Origin of the sequence: Micromonospora sp. NBC_00617, assembly GCF_045161355.1 — a bacterium.
In the GTDB taxonomy this organism is placed as follows: domain Bacteria; phylum Actinomycetota; class Actinomycetes; order Mycobacteriales; family Micromonosporaceae; genus Micromonospora.
The window spans coordinates 2,128,670-2,150,318 of sequence record NZ_CP107751.1; the positions used below are offsets into that span (position 1 = coordinate 2,128,670).

At 73.1% G+C, this 21,649-nt stretch carries 22 protein-coding genes and 1 tRNA gene; 16 read left to right on the top strand and 7 right to left on the bottom strand.

The window, feature by feature from the left end; all coding sequences use genetic code 11:
* Nucleotides 1–36 precede the first annotated feature (36 nt).
* Nucleotides 37–1,827 carry a bifunctional metallophosphatase/5'-nucleotidase gene (locus tag OG505_RS09600; RefSeq protein WP_405432635.1) on the bottom strand — a complete coding sequence of 597 codons (1,791 nt, stop codon included), beginning with the start codon at nt 1,825–1,827 and terminating at the stop codon, nt 37–39.
* A 167-nt stretch (nt 1,828–1,994) separates the two neighbouring features.
* Here OG505_RS09600 and OG505_RS09605 point away from each other — a divergent pair, with 167 nt between their 5' ends.
* On the top strand, nt 1,995–2,897 hold the full coding sequence (locus OG505_RS09605) for an SDR family oxidoreductase (RefSeq protein WP_405432637.1): 903 nt from the start codon (nt 1,995–1,997) through the stop codon (nt 2,895–2,897).
* Nucleotides 2,898–2,960: 63 nt separating this feature from the next.
* On the opposite strand, the gene OG505_RS09610 is transcribed toward OG505_RS09605, so the two are convergent.
* Nucleotides 2,961–3,620 (bottom strand): nucleotidyl transferase AbiEii/AbiGii toxin family protein, encoded by a 660-nt coding sequence (locus OG505_RS09610; protein ID WP_405432638.1) that lies wholly within the window; start codon nt 3,618–3,620, stop codon nt 2,961–2,963.
* Nucleotides 3,617–3,958 carry a hypothetical protein gene (locus tag OG505_RS09615; protein ID WP_405432639.1) on the bottom strand — a complete coding sequence of 114 codons (342 nt, stop codon included), beginning with the start codon at nt 3,956–3,958 and terminating at the stop codon, nt 3,617–3,619. The genes OG505_RS09610 and OG505_RS09615 overlap by 4 nt, the downstream gene beginning before the upstream one ends.
* A 156-nt stretch (nt 3,959–4,114) precedes the next feature.
* Here OG505_RS09615 and OG505_RS09620 point away from each other — a divergent pair, with 156 nt between their 5' ends.
* The 11 genes from OG505_RS09620 (at nt 4,115) to OG505_RS09670 (ending at nt 16,294) form a co-directional block, all read left to right on the top strand.
* Nucleotides 4,115–5,113: an RNA polymerase subunit sigma-70 gene (locus OG505_RS09620; RefSeq protein ID WP_405432640.1), complete on the top strand. Its 999-nt coding sequence runs from the start codon at nt 4,115–4,117 to the stop codon at nt 5,111–5,113.
* Nucleotides 5,110–5,538, top strand: coding sequence for a DUF6069 family protein (locus OG505_RS09625; RefSeq protein WP_405432642.1), 429 nt, complete (start codon nt 5,110–5,112; stop codon nt 5,536–5,538). The genes OG505_RS09620 and OG505_RS09625 overlap by 4 nt, the downstream gene beginning before the upstream one ends.
* A gap of 89 nt (nt 5,539–5,627) precedes the next feature.
* Entirely contained in the window at nt 5,628–8,900 is a 3,273-nt protein-coding gene (gene fdh / locus OG505_RS09630; RefSeq protein ID WP_405432644.1) for a formate dehydrogenase, read from the top strand.
* Nucleotides 8,890–10,071, top strand: a complete 1,182-nt coding sequence (locus OG505_RS09635) for a 4Fe-4S dicluster domain-containing protein (protein ID WP_405432645.1) — start codon at nt 8,890–8,892, stop codon at nt 10,069–10,071. The genes fdh and OG505_RS09635 overlap by 11 nt, the downstream gene beginning before the upstream one ends.
* Nucleotides 10,068–11,189: an NrfD/PsrC family molybdoenzyme membrane anchor subunit gene (nrfD, locus tag OG505_RS09640; RefSeq protein ID WP_405432647.1), complete on the top strand. Its 1,122-nt coding sequence runs from the start codon at nt 10,068–10,070 to the stop codon at nt 11,187–11,189. The genes OG505_RS09635 and nrfD overlap by 4 nt, the downstream gene beginning before the upstream one ends.
* Before the next feature lie 34 nt (nt 11,190–11,223).
* Nucleotides 11,224–11,319: transfer RNA gene (locus tag OG505_RS09645), tRNA-Sec, on the top strand.
* A gap of 20 nt (nt 11,320–11,339) precedes the next feature.
* A complete protein-coding gene (gene selA / locus OG505_RS09650) occupies nt 11,340–12,644 on the top strand; it encodes an L-seryl-tRNA(Sec) selenium transferase (RefSeq protein WP_405432648.1) in 1,305 nt (434 codons plus the stop codon).
* A 1-nt stretch (nt 12,645) separates the two neighbouring features.
* Entirely contained in the window at nt 12,646–14,400 is a 1,755-nt protein-coding gene (gene selB, locus OG505_RS09655) for a selenocysteine-specific translation elongation factor (RefSeq protein WP_405432649.1), read from the top strand.
* Between the two features lie 80 nt (nt 14,401–14,480).
* On the top strand, nt 14,481–14,678 hold the full coding sequence (locus OG505_RS09660; RefSeq protein ID WP_088989536.1) for a hypothetical protein: 198 nt from the start codon (nt 14,481–14,483) through the stop codon (nt 14,676–14,678).
* Between the two features lie 80 nt (nt 14,679–14,758).
* The gene (locus tag OG505_RS09665) at nt 14,759–16,036 is read left to right on the top strand and encodes a hemolysin family protein (RefSeq protein WP_405432651.1); all 1,278 of its coding nucleotides are present in this window, start codon (nt 14,759–14,761) and stop codon (nt 16,034–16,036) included.
* Nucleotides 16,037–16,108: 72 nt separating this feature from the next.
* Nucleotides 16,109–16,294: a hypothetical protein gene (locus OG505_RS09670; protein ID WP_234586346.1), complete on the top strand. Its 186-nt coding sequence runs from the start codon at nt 16,109–16,111 to the stop codon at nt 16,292–16,294.
* A 10-nt stretch (nt 16,295–16,304) separates the two neighbouring features.
* Here OG505_RS09670 and OG505_RS09675 read toward each other — a convergent pair whose 3' ends face one another.
* Complete coding sequence (locus OG505_RS09675) at nt 16,305–16,955, bottom strand: hypothetical protein (protein WP_405432652.1); 651 nt, start codon at nt 16,953–16,955, stop codon at nt 16,305–16,307.
* A gap of 133 nt (nt 16,956–17,088) precedes the next feature.
* Here OG505_RS09675 and OG505_RS09680 point away from each other — a divergent pair, with 133 nt between their 5' ends.
* Nucleotides 17,089–17,286, top strand: a complete 198-nt coding sequence (locus OG505_RS09680) for a hypothetical protein (protein WP_405432653.1) — start codon at nt 17,089–17,091, stop codon at nt 17,284–17,286.
* Here the strand turns inward: OG505_RS09680 and OG505_RS09685 are convergent.
* The 3 genes from OG505_RS09685 to OG505_RS09695 form a co-directional block, all read right to left on the bottom strand.
* Nucleotides 17,283–17,759: a hypothetical protein gene (locus OG505_RS09685; RefSeq protein ID WP_405432654.1), complete on the bottom strand. Its 477-nt coding sequence runs from the start codon at nt 17,757–17,759 to the stop codon at nt 17,283–17,285. The two genes, OG505_RS09680 and OG505_RS09685, sit on opposite strands and share 4 nt — an antisense overlap.
* The gene (locus OG505_RS09690) at nt 17,756–17,968 is read right to left on the bottom strand and encodes a phosphatidylethanolamine-binding protein (protein ID WP_088948250.1); all 213 of its coding nucleotides are present in this window, start codon (nt 17,966–17,968) and stop codon (nt 17,756–17,758) included. Before OG505_RS09690 ends, OG505_RS09685 begins: the two co-directional genes overlap by 4 nt.
* A gap of 72 nt (nt 17,969–18,040) precedes the next feature.
* The gene (locus tag OG505_RS09695; protein WP_405432655.1) at nt 18,041–18,922 is read right to left on the bottom strand and encodes a universal stress protein; all 882 of its coding nucleotides are present in this window, start codon (nt 18,920–18,922) and stop codon (nt 18,041–18,043) included.
* Nucleotides 18,923–19,037: 115 nt separating this feature from the next.
* On the opposite strand from OG505_RS09695, the gene OG505_RS09700 reads away from it, so the two are divergent.
* The 3 genes from OG505_RS09700 to OG505_RS09710 all read left to right on the top strand — a co-directional run bounded on the left by OG505_RS09700 (nt 19,038) and on the right by OG505_RS09710 (nt 21,559).
* On the top strand, nt 19,038–19,784 hold the full coding sequence (locus OG505_RS09700) for an SAM-dependent methyltransferase (RefSeq protein WP_405432657.1): 747 nt from the start codon (nt 19,038–19,040) through the stop codon (nt 19,782–19,784).
* Nucleotides 19,785–19,859: 75 nt separating this feature from the next.
* Complete coding sequence (locus tag OG505_RS09705; RefSeq protein ID WP_405432659.1) at nt 19,860–21,038, top strand: PP2C family protein-serine/threonine phosphatase; 1,179 nt, start codon at nt 19,860–19,862, stop codon at nt 21,036–21,038.
* Entirely contained in the window at nt 21,035–21,559 is a 525-nt protein-coding gene (locus OG505_RS09710) for a MarR family winged helix-turn-helix transcriptional regulator (protein ID WP_405432660.1), read from the top strand. The genes OG505_RS09705 and OG505_RS09710 overlap by 4 nt, the downstream gene beginning before the upstream one ends.
* Nucleotides 21,560–21,649 lie beyond the last annotated feature (90 nt).

Below are 21,649 nucleotides of genomic sequence, written 5' to 3' on the forward strand. Positions count from 1 at the left end.
GGGTGTCGTCACCCACGGCCCGCCGACGTTCCGGGATCAGAAGACCGGCACGCCCTCGCGTACCAGTCGCCAGTTGGGCTGGAAGAAGTCGTCCGGGTTGATCGTCCCCTTGGCCTGCGCCCAGTCGATCAGCAGCTGGCGGATCTCCTGCTGCGCGTTGTAGACCTGGGTCTTCACGATGCCGGGGAAGTTGCCGCCGCCGCTGCGCCGGTAGTTGTTCACCGCCACCACGAACTGCGCGTCGTCCGCCACCGGGGTGTCGGTGCCGGGCAGCACCAGCCGGGTGATCCGCTGGCCGACCGGCTTGGAGATGTCGATGTCGTAGTCCAGGCCGGAGATCACGTCGTAGTTGTAGTCCGGGACCGCCGGGTCGCTGATCTGCTCCGGGTCGACCGGGGCGCCCGGGGCGAGGGTGCGGAAGTACTTCGCCGAGTACTCCAGGTATGCGCGCACCTCGGCGCCGCTGAGCACGACCGCTTCGAGGGTGTTGTCGTACACGTAGAGCCCCGCCACGTCGCGGATCTTGACGTCGCCGGCGGGGAAGACCGCGGTGCGGCTGAACGGCGCCGCGATCGACAGCACCGGCAGGTCCGCGTACGCGGAGCCGGTCAGCGCCGCACCGACGACCTCGGTCTGCACGTGGTTGATGAAGTCCAGGATCGGCGTGTCCTTGTACCGCGACTCCGCCGCCGACAGTTCCACAGTGGACTGTGCGACGACCTGGTTGACGTACGCGATGGTCTTGGCGTGCTGGGCCCGCACGGCCGCGAGCACCTTCGGGTCCTCGGCCACCGTGTTGGTGTTCAACATGGAGGCGGCCTTCTTGGTGATCGTCCAGCGGCCACGCTCACGAGCGAGGGTGAAGTCCATCCGGGTGAGCCGCTGGCCCCACTTCGACGGCTCGGAGAGCAGCACCTGCGCGCCGGTGCGCTCGTTGGTCACGAACCGTTCGACCACCTCGTTGTGGGCGTGCCCGAAGAGGATCGCGTCGATCCCCGGCACCTGCTGGGCGATGAGCGCCACCGGGTTCTCGTTGGGCAGCTCCGGGCCGTAGCTGGAGGTGCCGCTGTCGCCGCCGTGCGCGGAGATCAGCACGAGGTCCGCGCCGCGCGCCCGCATGATCGGCACCCACTTCGCGGCGGTCGCCACCATGTCGTCGAAGCGCAGCCTGCCCTCGACGGTGCCCTTGTCCCAGATGGCCACGCCGGGGTTGGTCAGGCCGAGGATGCCGACCCGCAGGGTCGGCGCCGCGAAGCCGAGGGAGACCTTCTTGATGACGTACGGCAGGAAGGCGGGCTTGCCGGTCTTCGCGTTGATCGCGTTCGCGGCGAGCGCCGGGAAGCCGAGTTGGCGGATCCACAGGTCCAGCAGCGGCAGACCGTAGTTGAACTCGTGGTTGCCCAGCGTCACGGCGTCGTAGTCGATGACGTTCATGGCCCGGGCCATCGGGTGCTTCTCGCCGGTGGCGGTGATCGGCTCCTGCTTGGCGTAGTACGTGGCCAGCGGAGTGCCCTGGATGGTGTCGCCGGCGTCGAGGACCAGCGTGGCCTTGCCGCGCCGCTCGGCGCGGATCTGGTTGATCAGGGTCGCCAGCTTCGCGACACCGATGTCGTTGTGCTTGCTGTCGTCGTACTCGGCGTCGCGGTAGTAGTCCCAGTTGTAGACGTTGCCGTGCGTGTCCGACGTGCCCAGGAGGGTGAGGTCCCAGGTGCGCGGTCGGGCCGCGCCGGCCGCCTGCGCGGGGGCGGCGGCGATCAGCGGGGCGGTCGCGGCCGCGGCGGCGACCGCGAGCACCTGCCGACGCGACGGACCGGATCCAGAGGTCATGACGTGCCTTTCCATGGGGGTGGACGCGCCTCGTGAGCGCCTCGCGCACCATAACCAGCGCCTGTCACTTGCGCCACGCCAGCCCCGGTTTCCGCAGGCCGCCGCAGGGTAGGGCGCTCTGGATCAGGTCACGGGGGAGTAGTGCGCACAGTGTGAGGGAGATGTCGGTGAGTGAGGACCAGCACACCCAGCAGGACCCGACCAGCCAGTACGGCCAGCAGTCCGGTTCGCCGGGCCAGCAGCAGTCGCCGCCCGGCTCGACCGGGGAGATGACCCCGAAGCCGGACCATGGTGAGGAGTCGTACCGGGGAAGCGGGAGGCTGGACGGCAAGCGGGCGCTGATCACCGGCGGTGACTCGGGGATCGGCCGGGCCGTGGCGATCGCGTTCGCCCGCGAGGGCGCCGACGTGCTCATCTCGTACCTCGGCGCGGAGGAGGACGCCGACGCCCGCGAGACCATCCGGCTCGTCGAGGACGCCGGTCGACGCGGCATCGCGGTCCGCGGCGACATCACCGACCAGGCGCACTGTCAGGAGCTCGTCGACCGGGCGGTGCGCGACCTGGGCGGGATCGACATCCTGGTGAACAACGCGGCGTACCAGATGTCGCAGGACAAGGGCATTCTCGGGATCAGCACCGAGCAGTTCGACCGGGTGCTCAAGACCAACCTGTACGCCATGTTCTGGCTCTGCAAGGCCGCCATTCCCCACCTGCCGGAGGGTTCGGCGATCATCAACACGGCGTCGATCCAGGCGTTCGACCCGTCGCCGCAGTTGCTGGACTACGCCACCACCAAGGCGGGGATCGCCAACTTCACCAAGGCCCTCGCGGCCGACCTCGCCGAGCAGGGTATCCGGGTCAACGCGGTGGCCCCCGGCCCGGTCTGGACACCGCTGATCCCCGCCACCATGCCGAAGGAGAAGGTGCGGCAGTTCGGCACCGACACCCCGGAGGGCCGGCCCGGCCAGCCGGCGGAGCTGGCCCCGGCGTACGTCTTCTTCGCCTCCCAGGAGTCCAGCTACGTCACCGGCGAGATCCTGGGGGTCACCGGCGGTCGACCGACCAAGTGATCCGGTCGCCGGGTGGTCGCCCGCGGGTGACCACCCGGCGGTACGGCGTGGCGGGCGGTGGCGTCAGCGGGGCCAGGTGGCGAAGCGGTGGCGCACCCGCGCGACGTCGTCGGCGCCCAGGCCGTAGCGGCCGAAACGCTTGTCGGACAGCCGGTCCAGGTAGCGTCCGGCGGCCCGCACGTCGGCCGGGTCCAGCGCGGGGTCGACCTGCCGGGCGAGCATCAGCAGCTGCGTCACGTCGTAGTGCTCCAACGCCGCCGCCACGTCGATGAAGTCTCGGACCTCCCGCCGGTTGACCAACGCCGCGATCTTGTTGGCGACCAGGTCGCGGACGTCCATCACCGGGCCGAGGTCCATCACCACCGGGCTCTGCTGCCGGTCCAGCCGCGCCAGGCTGAGCCGGATCTCCCGCCCGTCGCGGCTCACCACGAAGTCCTTCATGTCCTGGCCGTACCCGTCGAACAGGTCGGCGAGCTCGCTGTCCGGGTCGGCGTCGGTGACGGTGAACCCGGCCCGCTCCAGCGCCACGCGCACCCCGGCGGTGGCCGCCGCGGCAGCGCCCTCGACGTCGGCGAAGAGGTCCACGTCCTCGGTCGGCCGGGCGACCAGGCCGTGCGCGGCCCAGGCCACCCCGCCACCGAGCACGAACCGGTACGGCCCGGCGGCGGTCAGCGCCACCCGGGCCACCTCCCGGTAGAACTCGTGCAGATGTGGTGCGATCACGCCGCGCGCAGGCCGCGGTGCCGGCTCTCCCAGGCGAGGCGGACGCCCCGGGGCAGGTTGAGCAACCGCCACACCCGGCGCAGTGTCCGCCCGTTGATCAGGACGCGTAGGTCGTCGGCGCTGGGGGTCTCGCGCAGCACGTTCTCGTACATCCAGAGCAGCTGGTCGGGGTCGCCGAGGTCGAAGGTGCGCTCGGCGTTCCACATCAACCGCACCGGCAGCTCGACCACGCCGTGGGTGGGGCCGGTGAGCTCGGTGAGGGTGCGCGCCACCACGGCGGGACGACCCGGGCGGGCCAGGAAGACCACGCCGGTCGCGGTGGGCGAGACGGCCTGCATGCTGTCAGGGTAGCGCCCGCCGGTCCCGGTGTCGCTCAAGCGACCTTCCCCGGCCGCCCGGCGGCGGGTAGGACGAGGATCGTCCGCCCCGGTGATGAGTTGTCGCGCCCGCACCCGTCATACCTGCGACGGGACACGACGAGACGGGAGCATGACGTGACGAGTGCGCACACACACGAGCAGGTGGGCGGGGGCGGTCTGGTTGGGGTGGACGAGTCGGCCTTCGCGGGACTGGCCGGTCGGCACCGGCGGGAGCTGCACGTGCACTGCTACCGGATGCTCGGGTCGTTCGAGGATGCCGAGGACGCCGTGCAGGAGACGTTGCTTCGCGCGTGGCGGCGGCGGGAGACCTTCGCGGGGCGGTCGTCGTTCCGGGCCTGGCTGTACCGGATCGCCACGAACGCCTGCCTGGACCTGCTCGCCCGGCGCCGCCCCGAGCCTGCGACCGGTGGCGAGGTGCGGTGGTTGCAGCCGTATCCGGACCGGCTGCTCGACGAGCTGCCGGCGGGTGCCGCGGACGAGCCGGAGACCGTCGCCCTCGCGCGGGAGACGATCGAGCTGGCGTACCTGGTCGCGGTCCAGCACCTCGCGCCGCGCCCACGGGCCGTGCTGATCCTGCGGGACGTGCTGGGCTGGCCGGCGAAGGACGTCGCGGAGCTGCTCGGGGACTCCGTCAACTCGGTGAACAGCGCGCTGCAACGGGCCCGCGCCGGCATGCGGGAGCACCTGCCCGCCGAGCGGCAGGACTGGACCGGCGGTGAGGAGGACGCCGGGACGCGCGAGCTGGTGCGCCGCTTCGCCGACGCGAGCGTCGCCAAGGACATCGACGGGCTCGCCGCGATGCTGCGCGACGACGTCCGCTGCTCGATGCCGCCCACACCCGGCGTGCACGTCGGCCGCGACGCGGTGGTGCGCGACTGGGTGCAGGATGGCTTCGCCGACCTGGGACGCCTGCGCGGCGTCCTGACCGCCGTGAACCGGCAGCCCGCCGTCGCCTTCTACCTGTGGCGGGAGTCCGAGGGCGCGTACCTGCCGCTGACCATCGACGTCCTGCGCGTCACCGGCGGTGCGGTCGCCGAGATCGTCATCTTCCACGACGACCAGTTCCCGCGGCTCGGGCTGCCGCAGCGCCTCCCCGCGGGCGGTGCCAGGTGACCGCCGCGGCCCCGGCGTCGGGCCGGACCAGCCGTGCGCACCGGCTGCGCGGGCTGGCCGGTGTCGGGTTCCTCGCCACGTTCGCGGCGATGCTGGCCACCACCGTCGCCGCGGCGCTCGCCCGGGCCGCTGGCGTCGACTTCACGGTCCCTGCCGGTGGCGAGACGATCCCGATACCCGGGTTCGCCGTGGTGACCGGCGTCTTCTCGGTCGTGGGCGCCGTCATCGCGGCCGCTCTGCTGCGCTGGAGCGCGCGCCCCGCCGCGCGCTGGGTGTGGACGGCGGTGTCGCTGACCGCGATCTCGTTGGTCGCGCCCCTGCTCTGCGGGGGCAACGCCGCCACCGTCACCGCCCTTGTCGGATTGCACCTCGTTCCCGCGGCCGTGATGATCCCCGCGCTGAGATGGGGCCTGCGTGCCGAGTGACGATGCCGCGACGCCTCCCTCCCGATTAGCGAAGAGTCCTCATCTGACCTATGTTCGTGAGGTCGCTCGCGTGGGAGGGGGTGTCGGGGATGGGTCTGCGGACGTTCATCGAGGGTTGGCCGGTGTATCGGCAGCTCACCGGCACGGACCCGTTGGGCCGGGGCGCGGCGGCCAAGTCCGCGCGCTCGGCCGCTCTGACCGCCCGCACCGAGACGGCCGACAGCGTGGCCCGCTCGGTGTGTCCGTACTGTGCGGTCGGTTGTGGTCAGCGGGTGTTCGTCAAGGACGGGCAGGTCACGCAGATCGAGGGTGATCCGGACAGTCCGATCTCGCGGGGTCGGTTGTGTCCGAAGGGTTCGGCGAGCAAGAGTCTGGTGACCAGTCCGTTGCGGCAGACGACGGTCCGCTACCGGCGGCCGTACTCGACGCAGTGGGAAGACCTGGACCTCGACACGGCGCTCGACATGATCGCCGACCGCGTCCTCGCCGCCCGCGAGCAGACCTGGGAGGACGTCGACGAGCAGGGCCGGCCGCTCAACCGGACGTTGGGGATCTCCAGTCTGGGCGGGGCGACGCTGGACAACGAGGAGAACTACCTCATCAAGAAGTTGTTCACCGCGATGGGGGCGCTGCAGATCGAGAATCAGGCCCGTATTTGACACTCGGCCACCGTCCCCGGTCTGGGGGCTAGCTTCGGTCGTGGCGGTGCGACGGATTTTCAGCAGGACATCGCCAACGCTGACGTCATCGTCATTCAGGGTTCGAACATGGCCGAGGCGCACCCGGTGGGTTTCCAGTGGGTGATGGAGGCCAAGCGCCGTGGCGCGAAGGTCTTCCACGTGGACCCGCGGTTCACGCGTACGAGCGCGGTGGCGGACGCGTACCTGCCGATCCGGGCCGGCACGGACATCGCCCTGCTCGGCGGCGTGATCCGGTACATCCTCGACAACGAGCTGGACTTCCGCGAGTACGTGCTCGCCTACACCAACGCGGCGACGATCGTCAGCGAGCAGTTCAGCGACACCGAGGACGGCGACGGCTTCTTCTCCGGCTTCGACCCGGAGACCGGCAGTTACGTGCAGGACAGCTGGCAGTACGAGGGCCACGAGGGCTCCTCCGGCAGCGGGCACACCGCCCAGGAGCGCGACAACGCCGCGGGGTTGGCGCACGAGTCGCACGGCGCGCAGGTGGGTGGGCAGACCCAGCGGGACGAGACGTTGCAGCATCCGCGCTGCGTCTACCAGATCCTCAAGCGGCACTTCGCCCGCTACACCCCGGAGATGGTGGAGCGGGTCTGCGGCATCCCGCAGGAGAAGTTCCTCGAACTGGCCCAGGCGTGGACTGCCAACTCCGGCCGGGACCGCACCGGCATGCTGATCTATTCGGTGGGGTGGACGCAGCACAGCGTGGGCGTGCAGTACATCCGTACCGGCGCGATCATCCAGTTGCTGCTGGGCAACATGGGCCGCCCGGGCGGCGGGGTGATGGCCCTGCGCGGTCACGCCAGCATCCAGGGTTCGACGGACATCCCGACGCTGTTCAACCTGCTGCCCGGCTATCTGCCGATGCCGCACCACGCCGACCACCCCACGTTCGACGAGTGGGTGGACAGCATCCGGCACCCCGGCCAGAAGGGCTTCTGGGGCAACGCCCGATCGTTCGCGGCCAGCCTGCTCAAGGCGTACTGGGGGGACGCGGCGACACCGGAGAACGACTACTGCTACGGCTACCTGCCCCGACTGACGGGTGATCACGGCACCTACCAGCAGGTGCTGAACATGATCGACGGGAAGGTCAAGGGGTACTTCCTGCTCGGGCAGAACCCGGCGGTCGGCTCGGCGCACGGCCGGGCGCAGCGCCTGGGCATGGCCAATCTGGACTGGCTGGTCGTGCGGGACCTGTTCATGATCGAGAGCGCGACCTTCTGGCAGAACGGTCCCGAGGTGGCCACCGGCGAGATCGTGCCCGAGGAGTGTCGTACCGAGGTGTTCTTCCTGCCCGCCGCGTCGCACGTGGAGAAGGAGGGCACGTTCACCCAGACGCAGCGGTTGTTGCAGTGGCGGGAGAAGGCGGTCGAGCCGCCGGGCGACGCCCGCTCCGAACTGTGGTTCTTCTACCACCTCGGCCGCAAGCTGCGGGAGAAGCTGGCCGACTCGACGCTGCCGCGCGACCGGGCGCTGCTCGACCTCACCTGGGACTACCCCACGCACGGTCCGCACGCCGAACCGAGCGCCGAGTCGGTCCTGCGGGAGATCAACGGGTACGACGTGCCGACGGGCCATCCGTTGTCCAGTTTCGCCGAGGCCCGTGCGGACGGCTCCACCGCGATCGGCTGCTGGATCTACACCGGGGTGTACGCCGACGGCGTCAACCAGGCCGCGCGCCGCAAGTCCCGACACGAGCAGGACTGGGTGGCCGCCGAGTGGGGCTGGGCCTGGCCGGCGAACCGCCGCATCCTCTACAACCGCGCGTCGGCCGACCCGGACGGCAACCCGTGGAGTGAGCGCAAACGTTACGTCTGGTGGGACGCGGAGAAGGCCGAGTGGACCGGCTACGACGTGCCGGACTTCGAGAAGACCAAACCCCCGTCGTACCGGCCGCCGGCCGGCGCGTCCGGGCCGGAGGGGATCGCCGGCGACGATCCGTTCGTCATGCAGGGCGACGGCAAGGGCTGGCTGTACGCGCCCAGCGGCGTGCTGGACGGGCCGCTGCCAACGCACTACGAGCCGGTCGAGTCGCCGGTGCGCAACCCGCTCTACCGGCAGCAGGCCAACCCGACCCGCAAGTCGTACGCGCACCCGGTGAACTCGGTCAACCCGAGCCCGCCCGAGGACCACAGCCAGGTCTTCCCGTACGTGTTCACGGTCAGCCGGCTCACCGAGCACCACACCGCCGGTGGGATGAGCCGCACGGTGCGCCCCCTCGCGGAGCTGCAGCCGGAGATGTTCGTCGAGGTGTCACCCGAGTTGGCCGCCGAAACGGGGTTGGCGCACCTGGGGTGGGCGCACCTGATCAGCGGCCGGGCGGTGATCGAGGCGAAGGTGCTGGTGACCGACCGGCTCACCCCGCTGCGGGTGGACGGGCGGGTCATCCACCAGGTGTGGCTGCCGTACCACTTCGGTTACGAGGGTCTGGTCACCGGCGACTCGGCCAACGACCTGTTCGGCATCACCCTCGACCCCAACGTCCTCATCCAGGAGAGCAAGGTCGGCACCTGCGACGTCCGGTCGGGCCGCCGGCCCACCGGGACGGCGTTGCTCGACCTGGTCGCCGACTACCAGCGGCGGGCCGGCATCACCCCGGGCGGACACGCGCCGGCCGTCACCACCGACCAGGACGTGGAGGCTAGCGATGGCTCCTGACCGGAACAGCCTCTACGGGCCGCTCGATCCGGCGCCGGACGCCGGTTATGTGGACGCGCCGCCGCGGATGGGGTTCTTCACCGACACGAGTGTGTGTATCGGGTGCAAGGCGTGCGAGGTGGCCTGCAAGGAGTGGAACGGCGTTCCGGACAGTGGCCTGGATCTGCTGGGCATGTCGTACGACAACACCGGGGCGTTGACCGCGAACTCGTGGCGGCACGTCGCGTTCATCGAGCAGCCACGCCCGGCGGGGCACGGCGGCGCGGCGTTCGCGGGTACGCCGACCGGCGCGACGGTCAGCGCGGCGTCGGCGACGGTCGCCGCAGGCCCGACCGGCACCGACCCGGGCCTGCCGCCCGGGTCACCGTCGGCCGCCGCGCGCATGGCCAACGGCACCCCGATTACCGCAGAGTCGACGGCCAGCGGCCGGGTCGACGTGCTCGGCGACCCGGCCGTCGCGCACGAGCACGGCACGCGCCCCACCGTCACGCGCGACGGCCCCACCGCGCCGGCCGGGACCAACGGCGGCGCGGGCGTGCAGTTCCTGGGGATGCCGGGTGGGCAGCCGCCGGGGCGGGGCATGGGTGTGCAGGGTCGGTCGGATTTTCGGTGGTTGATGATGTCGGATGTGTGTAAGCACTGCACGCATGCGGCTTGTTTGGATGTGTGTCCGACGGGTTCGTTGTTCCGGACGGAGTTCGGGACGGTGGTGGTGCAGGAGGACATTTGTAATGGGTGTGGGTACTGCATTTCGGCGTGTCCGTATGGGGTGATCGATCAGCGTAAGGGTGATGGTCGGGCGTGGAAGTGCACGTTGTGTTATGACCGGCTCGGGGCCGGGATGACGCCGGCGTGTGCGCAGGCGTGTCCGACGGAGTCGATTCAGTTCGGGCCCCTGGATGAGTTGCGGGAGCGGGCTGCGGCGCGGGTGGCGACGTTGCGGGAGCGGGGGGTGCCCGAGGCGCGGTTGTACGGGCATGATCCGAACGATGGTGTGGGTGGTGACGGGGCGTTCTTCCTGTTGTTGGATGAGCCCGAGGTGTATGGGTTGCCGCCGGATCCGGTGGTGACGACGCGGGACCTGCCGGCGATGTGGAAACGCGCCGGCCTCGCCGCGCTGGCCATGACGGCGGCGACCGTCGCCGCGTTCGTCGTCGGAGGGTCCTCGTGAGCCCACAGCGACCCCCGGTGGGCGATCGGTTCCGCCGGTTCACCAACGCCCGCGACGAGCTGGCCGCACGGCAGTCCGGCGGTGACGCCGTCGCGCGACCGTCCGGCGGCGACCCGGCCCGGCGGTCAGGCCGGCGGCGCGGTCGCGGCGGCGGCGAGGAGCTGCGGGTTCCGGAGGCCGAGTTCACGTCGTACTACGGGCGGCCCATCCTCAAGGCGCCGGTCTGGAAATGGGACATCGCCGCGTACCTGTTCACCGGCGGGCTGGCCGCCGGCTCGTCGCTGCTCGCCGCGGGAGGGCAGCTCACCGGCCGGCCGGTGCTGCGCCGCGCCGGTCGGGTCACCGCGCTGGGCGCCGTCAGCGCCAGCGCCGTCTTCCTGATCCGGGACCTGGGCCGGCCGGAGCGGTTCCACCACATGCTGCGGGTGGCCAAACCGACCTCGCCGATGTCGGTGGGCACCTGGATCCTCACCGCCTTCGGGCCGGCCGCCGGGGTCGCCGCGATCGCCGAGGGCGCCGGCCTGCTGCCCCGCCGCGGGCTGCTCGGCGTGGCTGGCCGGGCACTGCCGCCGGTCGGGCACGCCGCCGGGCTCGTCGCCGCCGCCACCGCGCCGGCGCTGGCCACGTACACCGGGGTGCTGCTCGCCGACACGGCGGTGCCGTCGTGGCATGAGGCGTACCCCGAGTTGCCGGTCATCTTCGCGGGCAGCGCGCTGGCCAGCGGCGCCGGCGTGGGTCTGCTCGCCGCGCCACCGGCCCAGGCGGGGCCGGCCCGCCGGATGGCGGTGGCCGGCGCGGCCCTGGAGCTGTACGGCGCGCACCGGGTGGAGACCCGAATGGGGTTGCTCAGCGAGCCCTACCGGTCGGGGCGGCCCGGTCGGCTGCTGCGCGCCGGTCGGCTGCTGACCGCCGCCGGGGTGGCCGGGGCGCTGCTCGGCCGGCGCAGCCGCGCGGTCGGCGCGTTGTCCGGCGTCGCGTTGCTGGCCGCGTCGGTGGCCACCCGGTTCGGCATCTTCTACGGTGGCGTCGCGTCGGCGCGCGACCCGCGCTACACAGTGGTGCCGCAACGCGAGCGGGTGAACGCTCGACGCAACGGGGTGGATCCGGCGGCTGACTGAGCGGCCGCTTCGGCGTTGTGATCGAATGTCCGACGGAGGCGTTCAGGCGGCTGGTGCCCCTCCCGGTCTTCAAAACCGGTGTGGTCCGGGACCCGGGCCAGGCGGGTTCGATTCCCGTCCGTCTCCGCCAACTGCGGCAGGAGTGACGTGATGCGCGACGGCAGCGTGGACCCGCGACGCCGGGTGCCCCGCACCGACACGCTGCTCGCCGACCCGCGGTTGGCCGAGGCCGTCGCGACCCTCGGCCGGGACCGGGTCAAGGCCGCCGTCGTCCAGGCGCAGGAGCGGGCCCGTCGTGGCGAGATCGAGCCCGACGAGGTCCCCGACGCCGTGATCGTCGGGTTGCCCGCCCCGGGCCCGCGTACGGTGCTCAACGCCACCGGCGTCGTGCTGCACACCAATCTGGGTCGGGCGCCGCTGTCACCGACCGCCGTCGCCGCGGTCGTGGCGGCCGCCGGGCACACCGACGTCGAGCTGGACCTGCGCACGGGGCGACGCGCGCGCCGCGGCCGGGACGCGATCGACGCGCTGGCCGCCGCCGTGCCGGACGCCGCCGCCGTGCATGTGGTCAACAACGGCGCCGGCGCGCTGGTGCTGGCCGCCACCGCGCTGGCCGCCGGACGGGAGATCGTGGTCAGCCGGGGCGAGCTGGTCGAGATCGGCGACGGTTTCCGCCTGCCGGACCTGCTGGAGAGCACCGGCGCCCGCCTGCGCGAGGTGGGCACCACCAACCGCACCACGCTCGACGACTACGCCGCGGCCGTCGGCCCGCAGACCGGCTTCGTGCTCAAGGTGCACCCGTCGAACTTCCAGATCACCGGCTTCACCTCGGCCACCCCGGTGCGCCAACTGGCCACGCTCGACGTGCCGGTGGTCGCCGACATCGGCTCCGGGCTGCTCGCGCCGGATCCGCTGCTGCCCGACGAGCCGGACGCGGCCGGCACCCTGCGCGCCGGTGCGGCCCTGGTCACCGCGAGCGGCGACAAGCTGCTCGGCGGCCCCCAGGCCGGGCTGCTGCTCGGCGACGCCGCGCTGGTCGAACGGCTGCGCCGCCACCCGCTGGCCCGGGCGCTGCGGGTGGACAAGCTGACCCTGGCCGCGCTGGCCGCCACCGTGCACCGCCCGGACACGCCGACGCGGACCGCGCTGCACGCCGACCCGGCGTCCCTGCGCTGCCGGGTGGAGCTGCTGCGTGACCGGCTCGGCGCGGACGGGCGCAAGGCGGAGGTCGTCCCGGCGGTCGCCGTGGTCGGCGGCGGCGGCGCCCCCGGCGTCGAGCTGGACTCCTGGGCGCTGAGCCTGCCGGAGCGGTACGCCGTGCCGCTGCGCACCGGCGAGCAGCCGGTGCTCGGCCGGGTGGTGCGGGGTCGGCTCCTGCTCGACCTGCGCTGTGTGCCCGTCGACGCCGACGAGGCGGTCCTGGCGGCAGTGCTGCGCGTCGGCGGGGACGACTGACATGTTCGTCGTCGCCACCGCCGGGCACGTCGACCACGGCAAGTCGACACTGGTCCGGGCGTTGACCGGAATGGAACCCGACCGATGGGCCGAGGAACGCCGCCGGGGCATGACCATCGACCTGGGTTTCGCCTGGACGACGCTGCCGTCCGGCGCCACCATCGCCTTCGTCGACGTTCCCGGGCACGAGCGGTTCGTGCCGAACATGCTCGCGGGGGTCGGCCCGGTGCCGGCCGCGTTGCTCGTGGTCGCCGCCGACGAGGGGTGGATGCCGCAGTCCGCCGAGCACCTGGCCGCGCTCGACGCGCTCGGCGTCGGGTACGGCCTGCTGGTGGTGACCCGCGCGGACCTGGCCGACCCCGCGCCGGCGGCGCAGCGGGCCCGCGCCGAGATCGCGGCGAGCAGCCTCGGCGCGGTGGAGACGGTGGCGGTCAGTGGGCTGACCGGCGTCGGCCTGCCGGAGCTGCGCTCGGCGCTGGACCGGCTCACCGCCCGGCTGCCCGCCCCCACAGTGGACGCGCCGGTGCGTCTCTGGGTGGACCGCAGCTTCACCGTGCGGGGCAGCGGCACCGTCGTCACCGGCACGCTGGGCGCCGGCCGGTTGCGCGTCGGCGACGAGTTGGAGCTGGCCGGGGCCGACGAACCGGTTCGGGTTCGGGGCCTGCACTCCCTCGGCGAGGCCCGTCCGGAGGCGGCGGCCGTGGCCCGGGTGGCGGTCAACCTGCGTGGTACGCCCCGCGACCGGCTCGGCCGCGGCGACGCGCTGCTCACCCCGGGCCGGTTCCACCACACCGACGTCATCGACGTACGGCTCACCGGCGACCCGGCCGCCGACCTGCCCGCCACGCTCACCCTGCACGTGGGGTCGGCGGCGGTGCCGGTGCGGGTACGCCCGCTCGGCGTGGACACCGTCCGGCTTCGGCTGGCCCGCCCGTTGCCGCTGCTGGTCGGCGACCAGGCGCTGCTGCGTGATCCCGGCCGACACCATGTGGCCGGCGGCGTACGGGTCCTCGACGTGGCGCCGCCACCGCTGTCGCGCCGAGGCGCGGCTGCCGTCCGCGCGACGGTCCTCGCCGACCTCGACGGTCGACCCGACCTGGCCGGTGAGCTGCGCCGCCGTCGGCTGGTGCGGGCCGGCGCGCTGCGGCGGATGGGTGTGCCGGTGCAGGCCACGCCGGTGGCCGGTGACTGGCTGGCCGACCCCGCGCACTGGCAGCGGCTCGGCGATCAGCTCACCGAGGAGGTCGGCCGGTACGCCCGGGAGCACCCGTTGGAGCCGGGCATGCCGGTGGACGCGCTGCGTCAACGCCTCGCCCTGCCCGACCGGGCGCTGGTCGAGGCGCTGATCCGCCCGCCGCTGCGGTTCCACGGTGGGCGGATCGGCACGGCCGCCGTCGACACCCTGCCGGAGTCGGTGGCCCGGGCCGTGCAGCGGGTCCGCGCCGAGTACGCCGACCGGCTGTTTCGCGCCCCCGAGGCGGACCGCCTCGTCGACCTGGGCCTGGGCCCGCGGGAGATCGGTGCGGCGGTACGCGCCGGCGCGCTGCTGCGGCTGGCCGACACCGTGGTGCTGCTGCCCGACGCGCTGGACGCGGCGGTCGCCGTGCTGGCCGCGTTGCCGCAGCCGTTCACCCTGTCGGCGGCCCGGCAGGCGTTGGACACCACCCGCCGGGTGGCGGTGCCGCTGCTGGAGTTGCTGGACCGTCGCGGCGCCACTCGCCGCCTGCCCGACGACGCCCGGGTCGTCGTCACCTGAGCCCGTCGCCGCGTCGCCGCGTCGCGGTGGTGCCGGGCTAACCGGCCCCTCGACCGTCGGCGGTCACCTACGGTGACGCCATGGACCCTTCGGCGGTCTGGCGGGACCGGCAGCACCAATGGCGGATCGAGGCGTACCGCGCGCCGGATCTGCGGTTCGCCATCTACGCGACCAACGGCCCCACCGAGTCGGTGCCGCTCTGGCTGTTCGGCATGTCGGCGCTGGCGCGGTGGTTGATGACCCACTCGATCTCGCTGGACGACCTGGAGGTCGACTGAGCGCCCCGCCGGCCGGAAACGGGACCCGGAGCCGGGTGCGCTGCGGTTAGGTGACCTGAGGCGGTCAACGGGGGTGGGCGGTGGGCGGTCAGCTGGGGCAGTTGGCGCTGGTGGCCGTGCTGGTGCTGGTCAACGCCGCGCTCTCCGGCAGCGAGATGGCGCTGGTGACGCTGCGCGAGGGGCAGCTGCGCCGGTTGGGGCGACGGACCCGCGCCGGTGACCGGCTGGTCCGGCTCTCCCGGGACCCGAACCGCTATCTGGCCACCATCCAGCTCGGGATCACCCTGGCCGGGTTCCTCGCCTCGGCTGCCGCGGCGGTGTCGCTCGCCCAGCCGCTGGTCGGCCCGTTGGGCTTCCTCGGCGCGGCGGCCCGCCCGGCCGCGGTGCTGCTGGTGACCGTGGCGCTGACCTTCGTCACGTTGGTGCTGGGCGAGTTGGCGCCCAAACGCCTGGCCATGCAGCGGGCCGAGCGGTGGGCGTTGCTCAGCGCGGGGCCGCTGGACCTGCTTGCCCGGTTGTCCCGCCCGGCGGTGTGGCTGCTCAGCTCGGCCACCGACGTGGTGGTCCGGCTCGCCGGCGGGGACCCCCGGGCCAGCCGGGAGGAGATGACCGAGGAGGAGTTGCGGGAGATGCTGGTCAGTCAGCGTGGCCTGTCGGCGCAGCAGCGGGAGATCCTGACCGGCGCGTTCGACATCGCCGGTCGGACGCTGCGGGAGATCCTGGTGGCCCGCCGGGAGGTGACCACGCTGGCGACCGACCTGGCCGCCGACGAGGGGGTACGCCTGCTGGCCGCCGCGGGCCGGTCCCGCGCCCCGGTGACCGGCCCCGGCGGTCTGGACGAGGTGATCGGCGTGGTGCACATCCGCGATCTGGTGCGGGCCGGCACCGGGACGGTGGGGGAGCGGGTCCGGTCGCCGTTGCTGCTGCCGGTCACCCTGCCGGTGGCCGACGCGTTGCGCCGCTTGCGCCAGGAACACCAGCAGCTGGCCCTCGTCGTCGACGAGCACGGCGGCATCGACGGCATCGTCACGCTGGAGGACCTGCTGGCCGAGGTCGTCGGCGAGTTGTACGACGAGACGGACCGCGACGTGCGGGGCGTGGCCCGGGAGCCGGACGGGTCGCTGCTGGTGCCCGGTGACTTCCCCCTGCACGACTTGCCCGATCTGGGGGTGCGACTGAGCTTCCGGCTGTCGCGGGAGTACACGACGGTGGCGGGGCTGGTGCTGGCACGGTTGGGTCACCTGCCGGGTGAGCCGGGCGAGACGGTGCGGTTGCCCGGCTTGACCATCGAGGTGGTGGAGGTCGCCGACCGGGCGGTGCGGCGGGTGCGGCTGCGCGGCTTCGTCACGGAGCGCTGAGCGCGTCGCCCAGAAGAGGGACAACACACGCGAACCGCCCCGGGCGGATGTTCCTCGCCTAGCGTGCGGTATGTGAAGGACCGAGGGTTGCGTACGTTCGTCACCGTGCTCGCCGGTCTCGCGGTGATCTACTTCGGCAGCGCGGGCCGCAGCCCCGAGGAGGGCCGTGGCCTCTCCGGCGGGGTCATCGTCCTGGCGCTGCTCGCCGCGCTCGGTGTGTGGCACCTGACCCGACCGGGCGACAAGACCGTCAAGTGAGCGCCTCGCCTCACCGGGCGGCGACGCGGGTGACTTCGCCGGCGGATTCCTCGCCGAGCGCCACCCGCACCAGCGCCGAGGCGAGCCGGCCGAAGTCCGGTTCGTCGACCAGCCCGGCCAGCCGGTCCGGTGAGCCGGGAAGGCCCAGCCGCTTCGCGCCAGCGAGGGCCCGACGGTCGGCGTACGGGCGCAGGTCGGACCACACCGTCTGTGCCTCGCGCAGGTAGATGTCCGCGCCGGTGGGCCCGATGCCGGGGAATTCGGTGAGCCGTCGACGGAGCCCGGCCGGGTCACCCTGAGCGTCCCGGTGCAGGCGCCGCAGGTCGCCGTGCCAGCGGTCCAGGCACAGCCGGGCGCCGGTGCCGAGCATGGTGGCGGTGCGCTCGTCGTAGCGGCGGTAGTGTCCGCGGCCCAGCGCGTCGACCCGCTGCTGCCAGCTCGCCGCCTCCATCGCCCGCGGTGTGCGGTAACCGGCCGCGAACAGCTCCCGCGCGGCGTCGACCGCCACGCACGCCCGGATCCGGGTGCTCAGCAGGGTGGCCAGCACCAGCAGCTGGTACAGCGGACCGGGGCGGTCGGAGAGCCGGATACCGGCCTCCTCGGCGTATGTGTGGCTGCGCCGGTCCAGCAGGACCCGCACCACCGCTCGATCGTCACCCACACCTGGTGCGTACCCGTTGCGGGCGTGGCTAGCCCTGCGGGCGCGGGGCGGGACCGGAATGCCGCCCGGCCGGGCGGGTATGCCGCCGGTGGAGGCGGTCGATGCCGCCTGCCGTACCCGGAGGGAGACACTCGTGGTCAACCCGCAGCAGGAGGAGTTCCGGCGTAACGCCAAGGGAGCGACGAGCCAGGACAGCAAGGGGCCCCAGCCGACCGGGCATCCGCTCAACCGCGGCACGTCGCGCGGGGACGCCGGTCGGCCGGTGCCCAAGGGCCAGGTGTCGCCGTACGGCCCGGCGGGTGAGCCGGTCGCCGAGGACGACAGCGCCTAACGACCGTGACCGGACGGCCGCCGCAACCTGTTCCAGGTGGCGGCGGCCGTCAGTCCGTACGCCAGGTGCGGGACGATGTCGGAGATCCAGTCGGAGCGCCGCCAGGTGCGCGGATCGCTGATTCCCAGCACGGTGATGGACCCGTCGGTAATCGTCATGACCCCGGCGCCGAGCACGCCGGTGGCCATCGGCAGTGGCTGGCGGCGACCGCCGGCGTAGAGCGCGAACGCCACGCCGGCGGCGATGCCGAGCCCGTAGCCGATCAGGGGCCCGAGCCCCGAGCGGCGGTTCGCCGCCCGGGGCCCCGACCCCAGGTCCACGTGCGCGATGCCGGCCAGCCGGTCGACGGTCTGCTCCGGTGTGCTGCTCGCCGGTCGTGCCCGCAGGGCGATGTCCAGGTAGCTGACCACGTTGAGCGCGGTGCTGCCGACGGCGCCCGCGATGGCGCCGTCGGCCAGGTCGACCCGCCTCACTTCGGGTCGCCCGGTTCGCGTTCACTCTTGGGCCCGTAGGTGCGCTCGCCGCGTACGACGCCCCGTTGGCCGCGATCCTCCTGCAGGATCCGGTTCGCGACCTGATTGGCCTTGCCGTCGGGCACCCGGCGTCCGGAGTCGTCGATCGCGTTGCGCAACCGCGCCCGCTGCTTGTCGTACGCGTTGCTGCCCGGCCGTGGTCCTGGCATGTGCTGCCTCCTTCGTCGCCGTTGGCGTACCGTGGCCGTCTACCCGTCTCGCGGCGGGCCAACCCCGGGGCGTCAGCGGGGGCCGCGGACCACGGCGACCGGGCAGTGGGCGTGGTGCAGCGCCGACTGGCTCACCGACCCCAGCAGCAGGCCGGTCACCTCGCCGCGCCCCTGCCCGCCGACGACCAGAAGTTGGGCGGAACGGGACGCCTCGGCGAGCACCGCGCCGGGGCGGCCGTGCGCCGCCCGCCAGGTCAGCCGCAGCCCCGGGTGACGGTCGGTCAGCCCGTCCAGCCAGCCGGTGAGCATGCGCTCCTGCTCGGCGTGCAACTGCGCCTCGTCGTACACCAGGGGTTGCATGTCACCGGGGCCGCTGCTGCCGGGGTGCCGGTAGGCGTGCACCGCGCGCAGCGGCACGCCGCGCGCCACGGCGGTCTCGGCGGCGAACTCGGCGGCGAGCCGGGACGCCGCCGAGCCGTCCATCGCCACCAGCACCGGCTCGTCGGGGCGTTGGTCGCCGCGGGCGACGAGCACCGGGCAGTCGGCGTACGCGCAGACCTGCACCGCCACCGAGCCGACGACCAGCGCGGAGAAGCCGCCCAGCCCGCGGTCGCCGAGCACGATGAGCGCGGCGGTGGGGGACTCACCCACCAGCACCGCGGACGCCTCGCCGTCGATGATCTCGCCGGAGATCGTCAGCCCGGGCGCGGTCGCCTCGGCCTCGGCCACCGCGGCGGCGACCAGTTCCTCGGCCCGGTGGCGCAGTCCGGCGCCGGGCGGCGCGTCGGGAGCGGGGGAGACTGGCACGTGCAGCAGCGGCCAGATGAACCCGTGCACCACCCGCAGCGGCCGGTGCCGGCGGACGGCCTCGGCGGCGGCGAGGCGCACCGCGCGCAGGGACGACTCGGAGCCGTCCACGCCGACCACCACCGCCGCGCTGTCCGCCGAGTTCATCGGTTTCACCTCCCGCCGGGCCAGTATCGCGGGCGTGGCGGCGCGGCGGAGCGATACCGCCGGTGGGGCCCGGGTCGGTACGCTGGCGGCGACCGGACGGGGAGGAGCGTCGTCGATGGGTGAAGCAGACGAGCCGAGCACCGCCCGCATGATCGACTTCTGGCTCGGCGGGGCGCACCACTTCGACGTCGACGTGGCCGCGGCGGCCGCCTTCGAGCAGGCGTACGGGCCGTGCGTGCCGGTCTTTCGGGAGTTGCGGGCGTTCCTCGGCCGGGCGGTGCGGGCGATGGTCGAGCAGGGCGTGGACGGGTTCCTGGTGTTCGGCGCGGGGGTGCCCACGATGGGCAACGTGCATGAGGTCGCCGCCGAGGCCACCGTGCTCTACACCGACGTCGACCCGGTCACCATCCGGCTGGGGCAGCGGATCCTCGCCGACAGCGACCGGGCGGGCTACGGCTATGGCGACGCCACCGACATCGGCACGATCGACCCGGCCCAGCTGCACCGATTCGTTTCGGGGTGGGGGCGGCGGCCGGTGGGGGTGGTCTTCCTCGGGCTCGCCGCGTTCCTCGACGACGCCACGCTCACGCGCACTCTTGACGAGCTGTACGCCGCAGCGGCGCCGGGGAGCCTGCTGGCCGTGGACTTCGACACCGAGGAGTTGGCCGCCCACCCGCAGGCGCTGGCGATGATGGGGCCGGCGTTTCGGATGCGTCCGCCGGCGGCGTTCGCTCCGCTGCTCGGTCGGTGGATGCCGACGCCGGACGGGATCGTTCCGGTGCACCGGTGGCGGCCCGCCGGCCCGCCCGCCGACGTGCCGGACGCCTTTTACGGCGTGTTGGCGACACGGGGCGTCGACTGACCCGCGACGACCGGTTGTCCGACGGCGTCCGTATGATGCTTGCCCTGTAGCAAGTTTCTGGAGGGACGACCAACCATGGTGGACGCGCCGGACGGGGTGTCGCGCGCGCTGCGCGAGGCTGCGCCCGACCAGTTGGCGGAAGCGGCGGACCGGGCGATCCGGTCGGCGTTGGGCGCGTTGCGCACCGACGTGTTCGTCGCCGACTACCGGATCAGCGGTCTCTGGCCGGTGCTGGATCCCGACCTGCCGGCGGCCGGAGCCCTGGCCCGGCACACCGTGGCGCAGCGCTGCTTCTCCAGCCAGCAGCCGGTGCGCGACGGGCTGGACGACGGCGCGTGCCGGCTCTACCTTCCCCTGACGGTGTGGGGGGAACGGCTTGGTGTGCTGCTCATCGAGCTGCCGACCGTCCCGGGTCCGGCGGTCACCGGCCGCGCCACCGACATCGCCGGCGACCTGGCGGTGGCGATGCGGGCAGCGGACCGGGAGACCGACCGCTATCGGCGGGCCCGTCGCCGGGAGCGGCTCAGCATGGCCGCCGAGATGCAGTGGGACCTGCTGCCCGGTCGCAGCGTGGCGCACCGTGCCTTTCACCTGGCGGGGCAGTTGGAACCGGCGTACACCGTCGGTGGGGACCACTTCGACTGGTCGTTGGACGGTGACCGGCTCACCCTGACGGTGCTCAACGGCGAGGGCACCGGCCTGGCCGCGTCGCTGCTGACGGCGGTCACCGTGAACGCGATGCGCAACGCCCGCCGCTCCGGCGGTGGCCTCGTGGAGCAGGCGGAGTTGGCCTCGGACACGGTCTACTACCAGCACCGGGGGCGTCGGCACGTGGCCACGCTGCTGCTCGAGCTGGACATCCGCACCGGGCGGGTGCGGGCGGTCGACGCCGGTTCGCCGCACCTGCTGCGGATGCGTGGCGCGACGGTCGAGCCGATGAAGCTGGAGCAGCAACTGCCGCTGGGCATGTTCGCCGAGACCCGCTACGAGCTGCAGGAGTTCGCGCTCGCGCCGGGTGACCGTGTCTTCGTCGTCAGCGACGGGGTGTGGGCGGCCGAGCCGGCGGGGCGGGAGCCGTACGGGCAGCGGATGCTGGCCCGATCCCTGCGGGCCACACGGTTGCAGCCGGCGACCGAGGCGGTTGGTACGGTGATGCGCGAACTACACGCCTACCACGCGGATTCCGATTTGCGCGACGACGCCGTCGTCGTCTGCCTCGACTGGCATGGTCCGCGTGAGCGGGACGGCGGATGAGAGTCGCCGCCGCCGCGCCGGGCGGGCACCAGCGCGACGACGGCAGGGGACATCGGGTGGAGCGACCTGGGGATCTCGCCTCGGCGATCGACGCGGCCGCCGAGACGTTGATCGCCGTGCTCGACTCGGCGGCGTCGCGGCATCAGGTGCCACCGACCCAGCTGCGGGTGCTGATGCTGATCAGCGGCCGGCAGGAGACCAATATCAACGGTCTCGCGGAGCTGCTGGACGTGGTGCCCTCCTCGGCCAGCCGCCTCTGCGACCGACTGGAGGCGACCGGTCTGTTGCGCCGGGTGGCCGACCCGCGCGACCGGCGGGAGGTGCGGTTGATGCCGACCGCGGCCGCCCTGACCCTGCTGCGGGAGCTGGCCGAGCGGCGCCAGCGCGCGGTGCAGGCCGTGCTGGACCGGATGCCGCTCCGATTGCAGCACGATCTGTTGCTGTCGTTGCTCGCCTTCGGTCGCGCGGCGACCCAGACGGTGCCCGAGCAGCAGACCGATCAGGCGGTCCAGACGGCCTGATCCGCCATCCCCGTTCCACCAGTATCCTAGGACGCTTTAGGCGTGGTGATCCACGCCACAGTGCGGCACAGCCGCACCAACGGCACGTGG

Bases quoted from the DNA above. Each gene is read 5' to 3' on its own strand.
- OG505_RS09600 (WP_405432635.1), bottom strand. From the start codon at position 1,827: ATGACCTCTGGATCCGGTCCGTCGCGTCGGCAGGTGCTCGCGGTCGCC.
- OG505_RS09615 (WP_405432639.1), bottom strand. From the start codon at position 3,958: ATGCAGGCCGTCTCGCCCACCGCGACCGGCGTGGTCTTCCTGGCCCGC.
- OG505_RS09635 (WP_405432645.1), top strand. From the start codon at position 8,890: ATGGCTCCTGACCGGAACAGCCTCTACGGGCCGCTCGATCCGGCGCCG.
- selA (WP_405432648.1), top strand. From the start codon at position 11,340: ATGCGCGACGGCAGCGTGGACCCGCGACGCCGGGTGCCCCGCACCGAC.
- selB (WP_405432649.1), top strand. From the start codon at position 12,646: ATGTTCGTCGTCGCCACCGCCGGGCACGTCGACCACGGCAAGTCGACA.
- OG505_RS09660 (WP_088989536.1), top strand. From the start codon at position 14,481: ATGGACCCTTCGGCGGTCTGGCGGGACCGGCAGCACCAATGGCGGATC.
- OG505_RS09690 (WP_088948250.1), bottom strand. From the start codon at position 17,968: ATGCCAGGACCACGGCCGGGCAGCAACGCGTACGACAAGCAGCGGGCG.
- OG505_RS09695 (WP_405432655.1), bottom strand. From the start codon at position 18,922: ATGAACTCGGCGGACAGCGCGGCGGTGGTGGTCGGCGTGGACGGCTCC.
- OG505_RS09700 (WP_405432657.1), top strand. From the start codon at position 19,038: ATGGGTGAAGCAGACGAGCCGAGCACCGCCCGCATGATCGACTTCTGG.
- OG505_RS09705 (WP_405432659.1), top strand. From the start codon at position 19,860: ATGGTGGACGCGCCGGACGGGGTGTCGCGCGCGCTGCGCGAGGCTGCG.
- OG505_RS09710 (WP_405432660.1), top strand. From the start codon at position 21,035: ATGAGAGTCGCCGCCGCCGCGCCGGGCGGGCACCAGCGCGACGACGGC.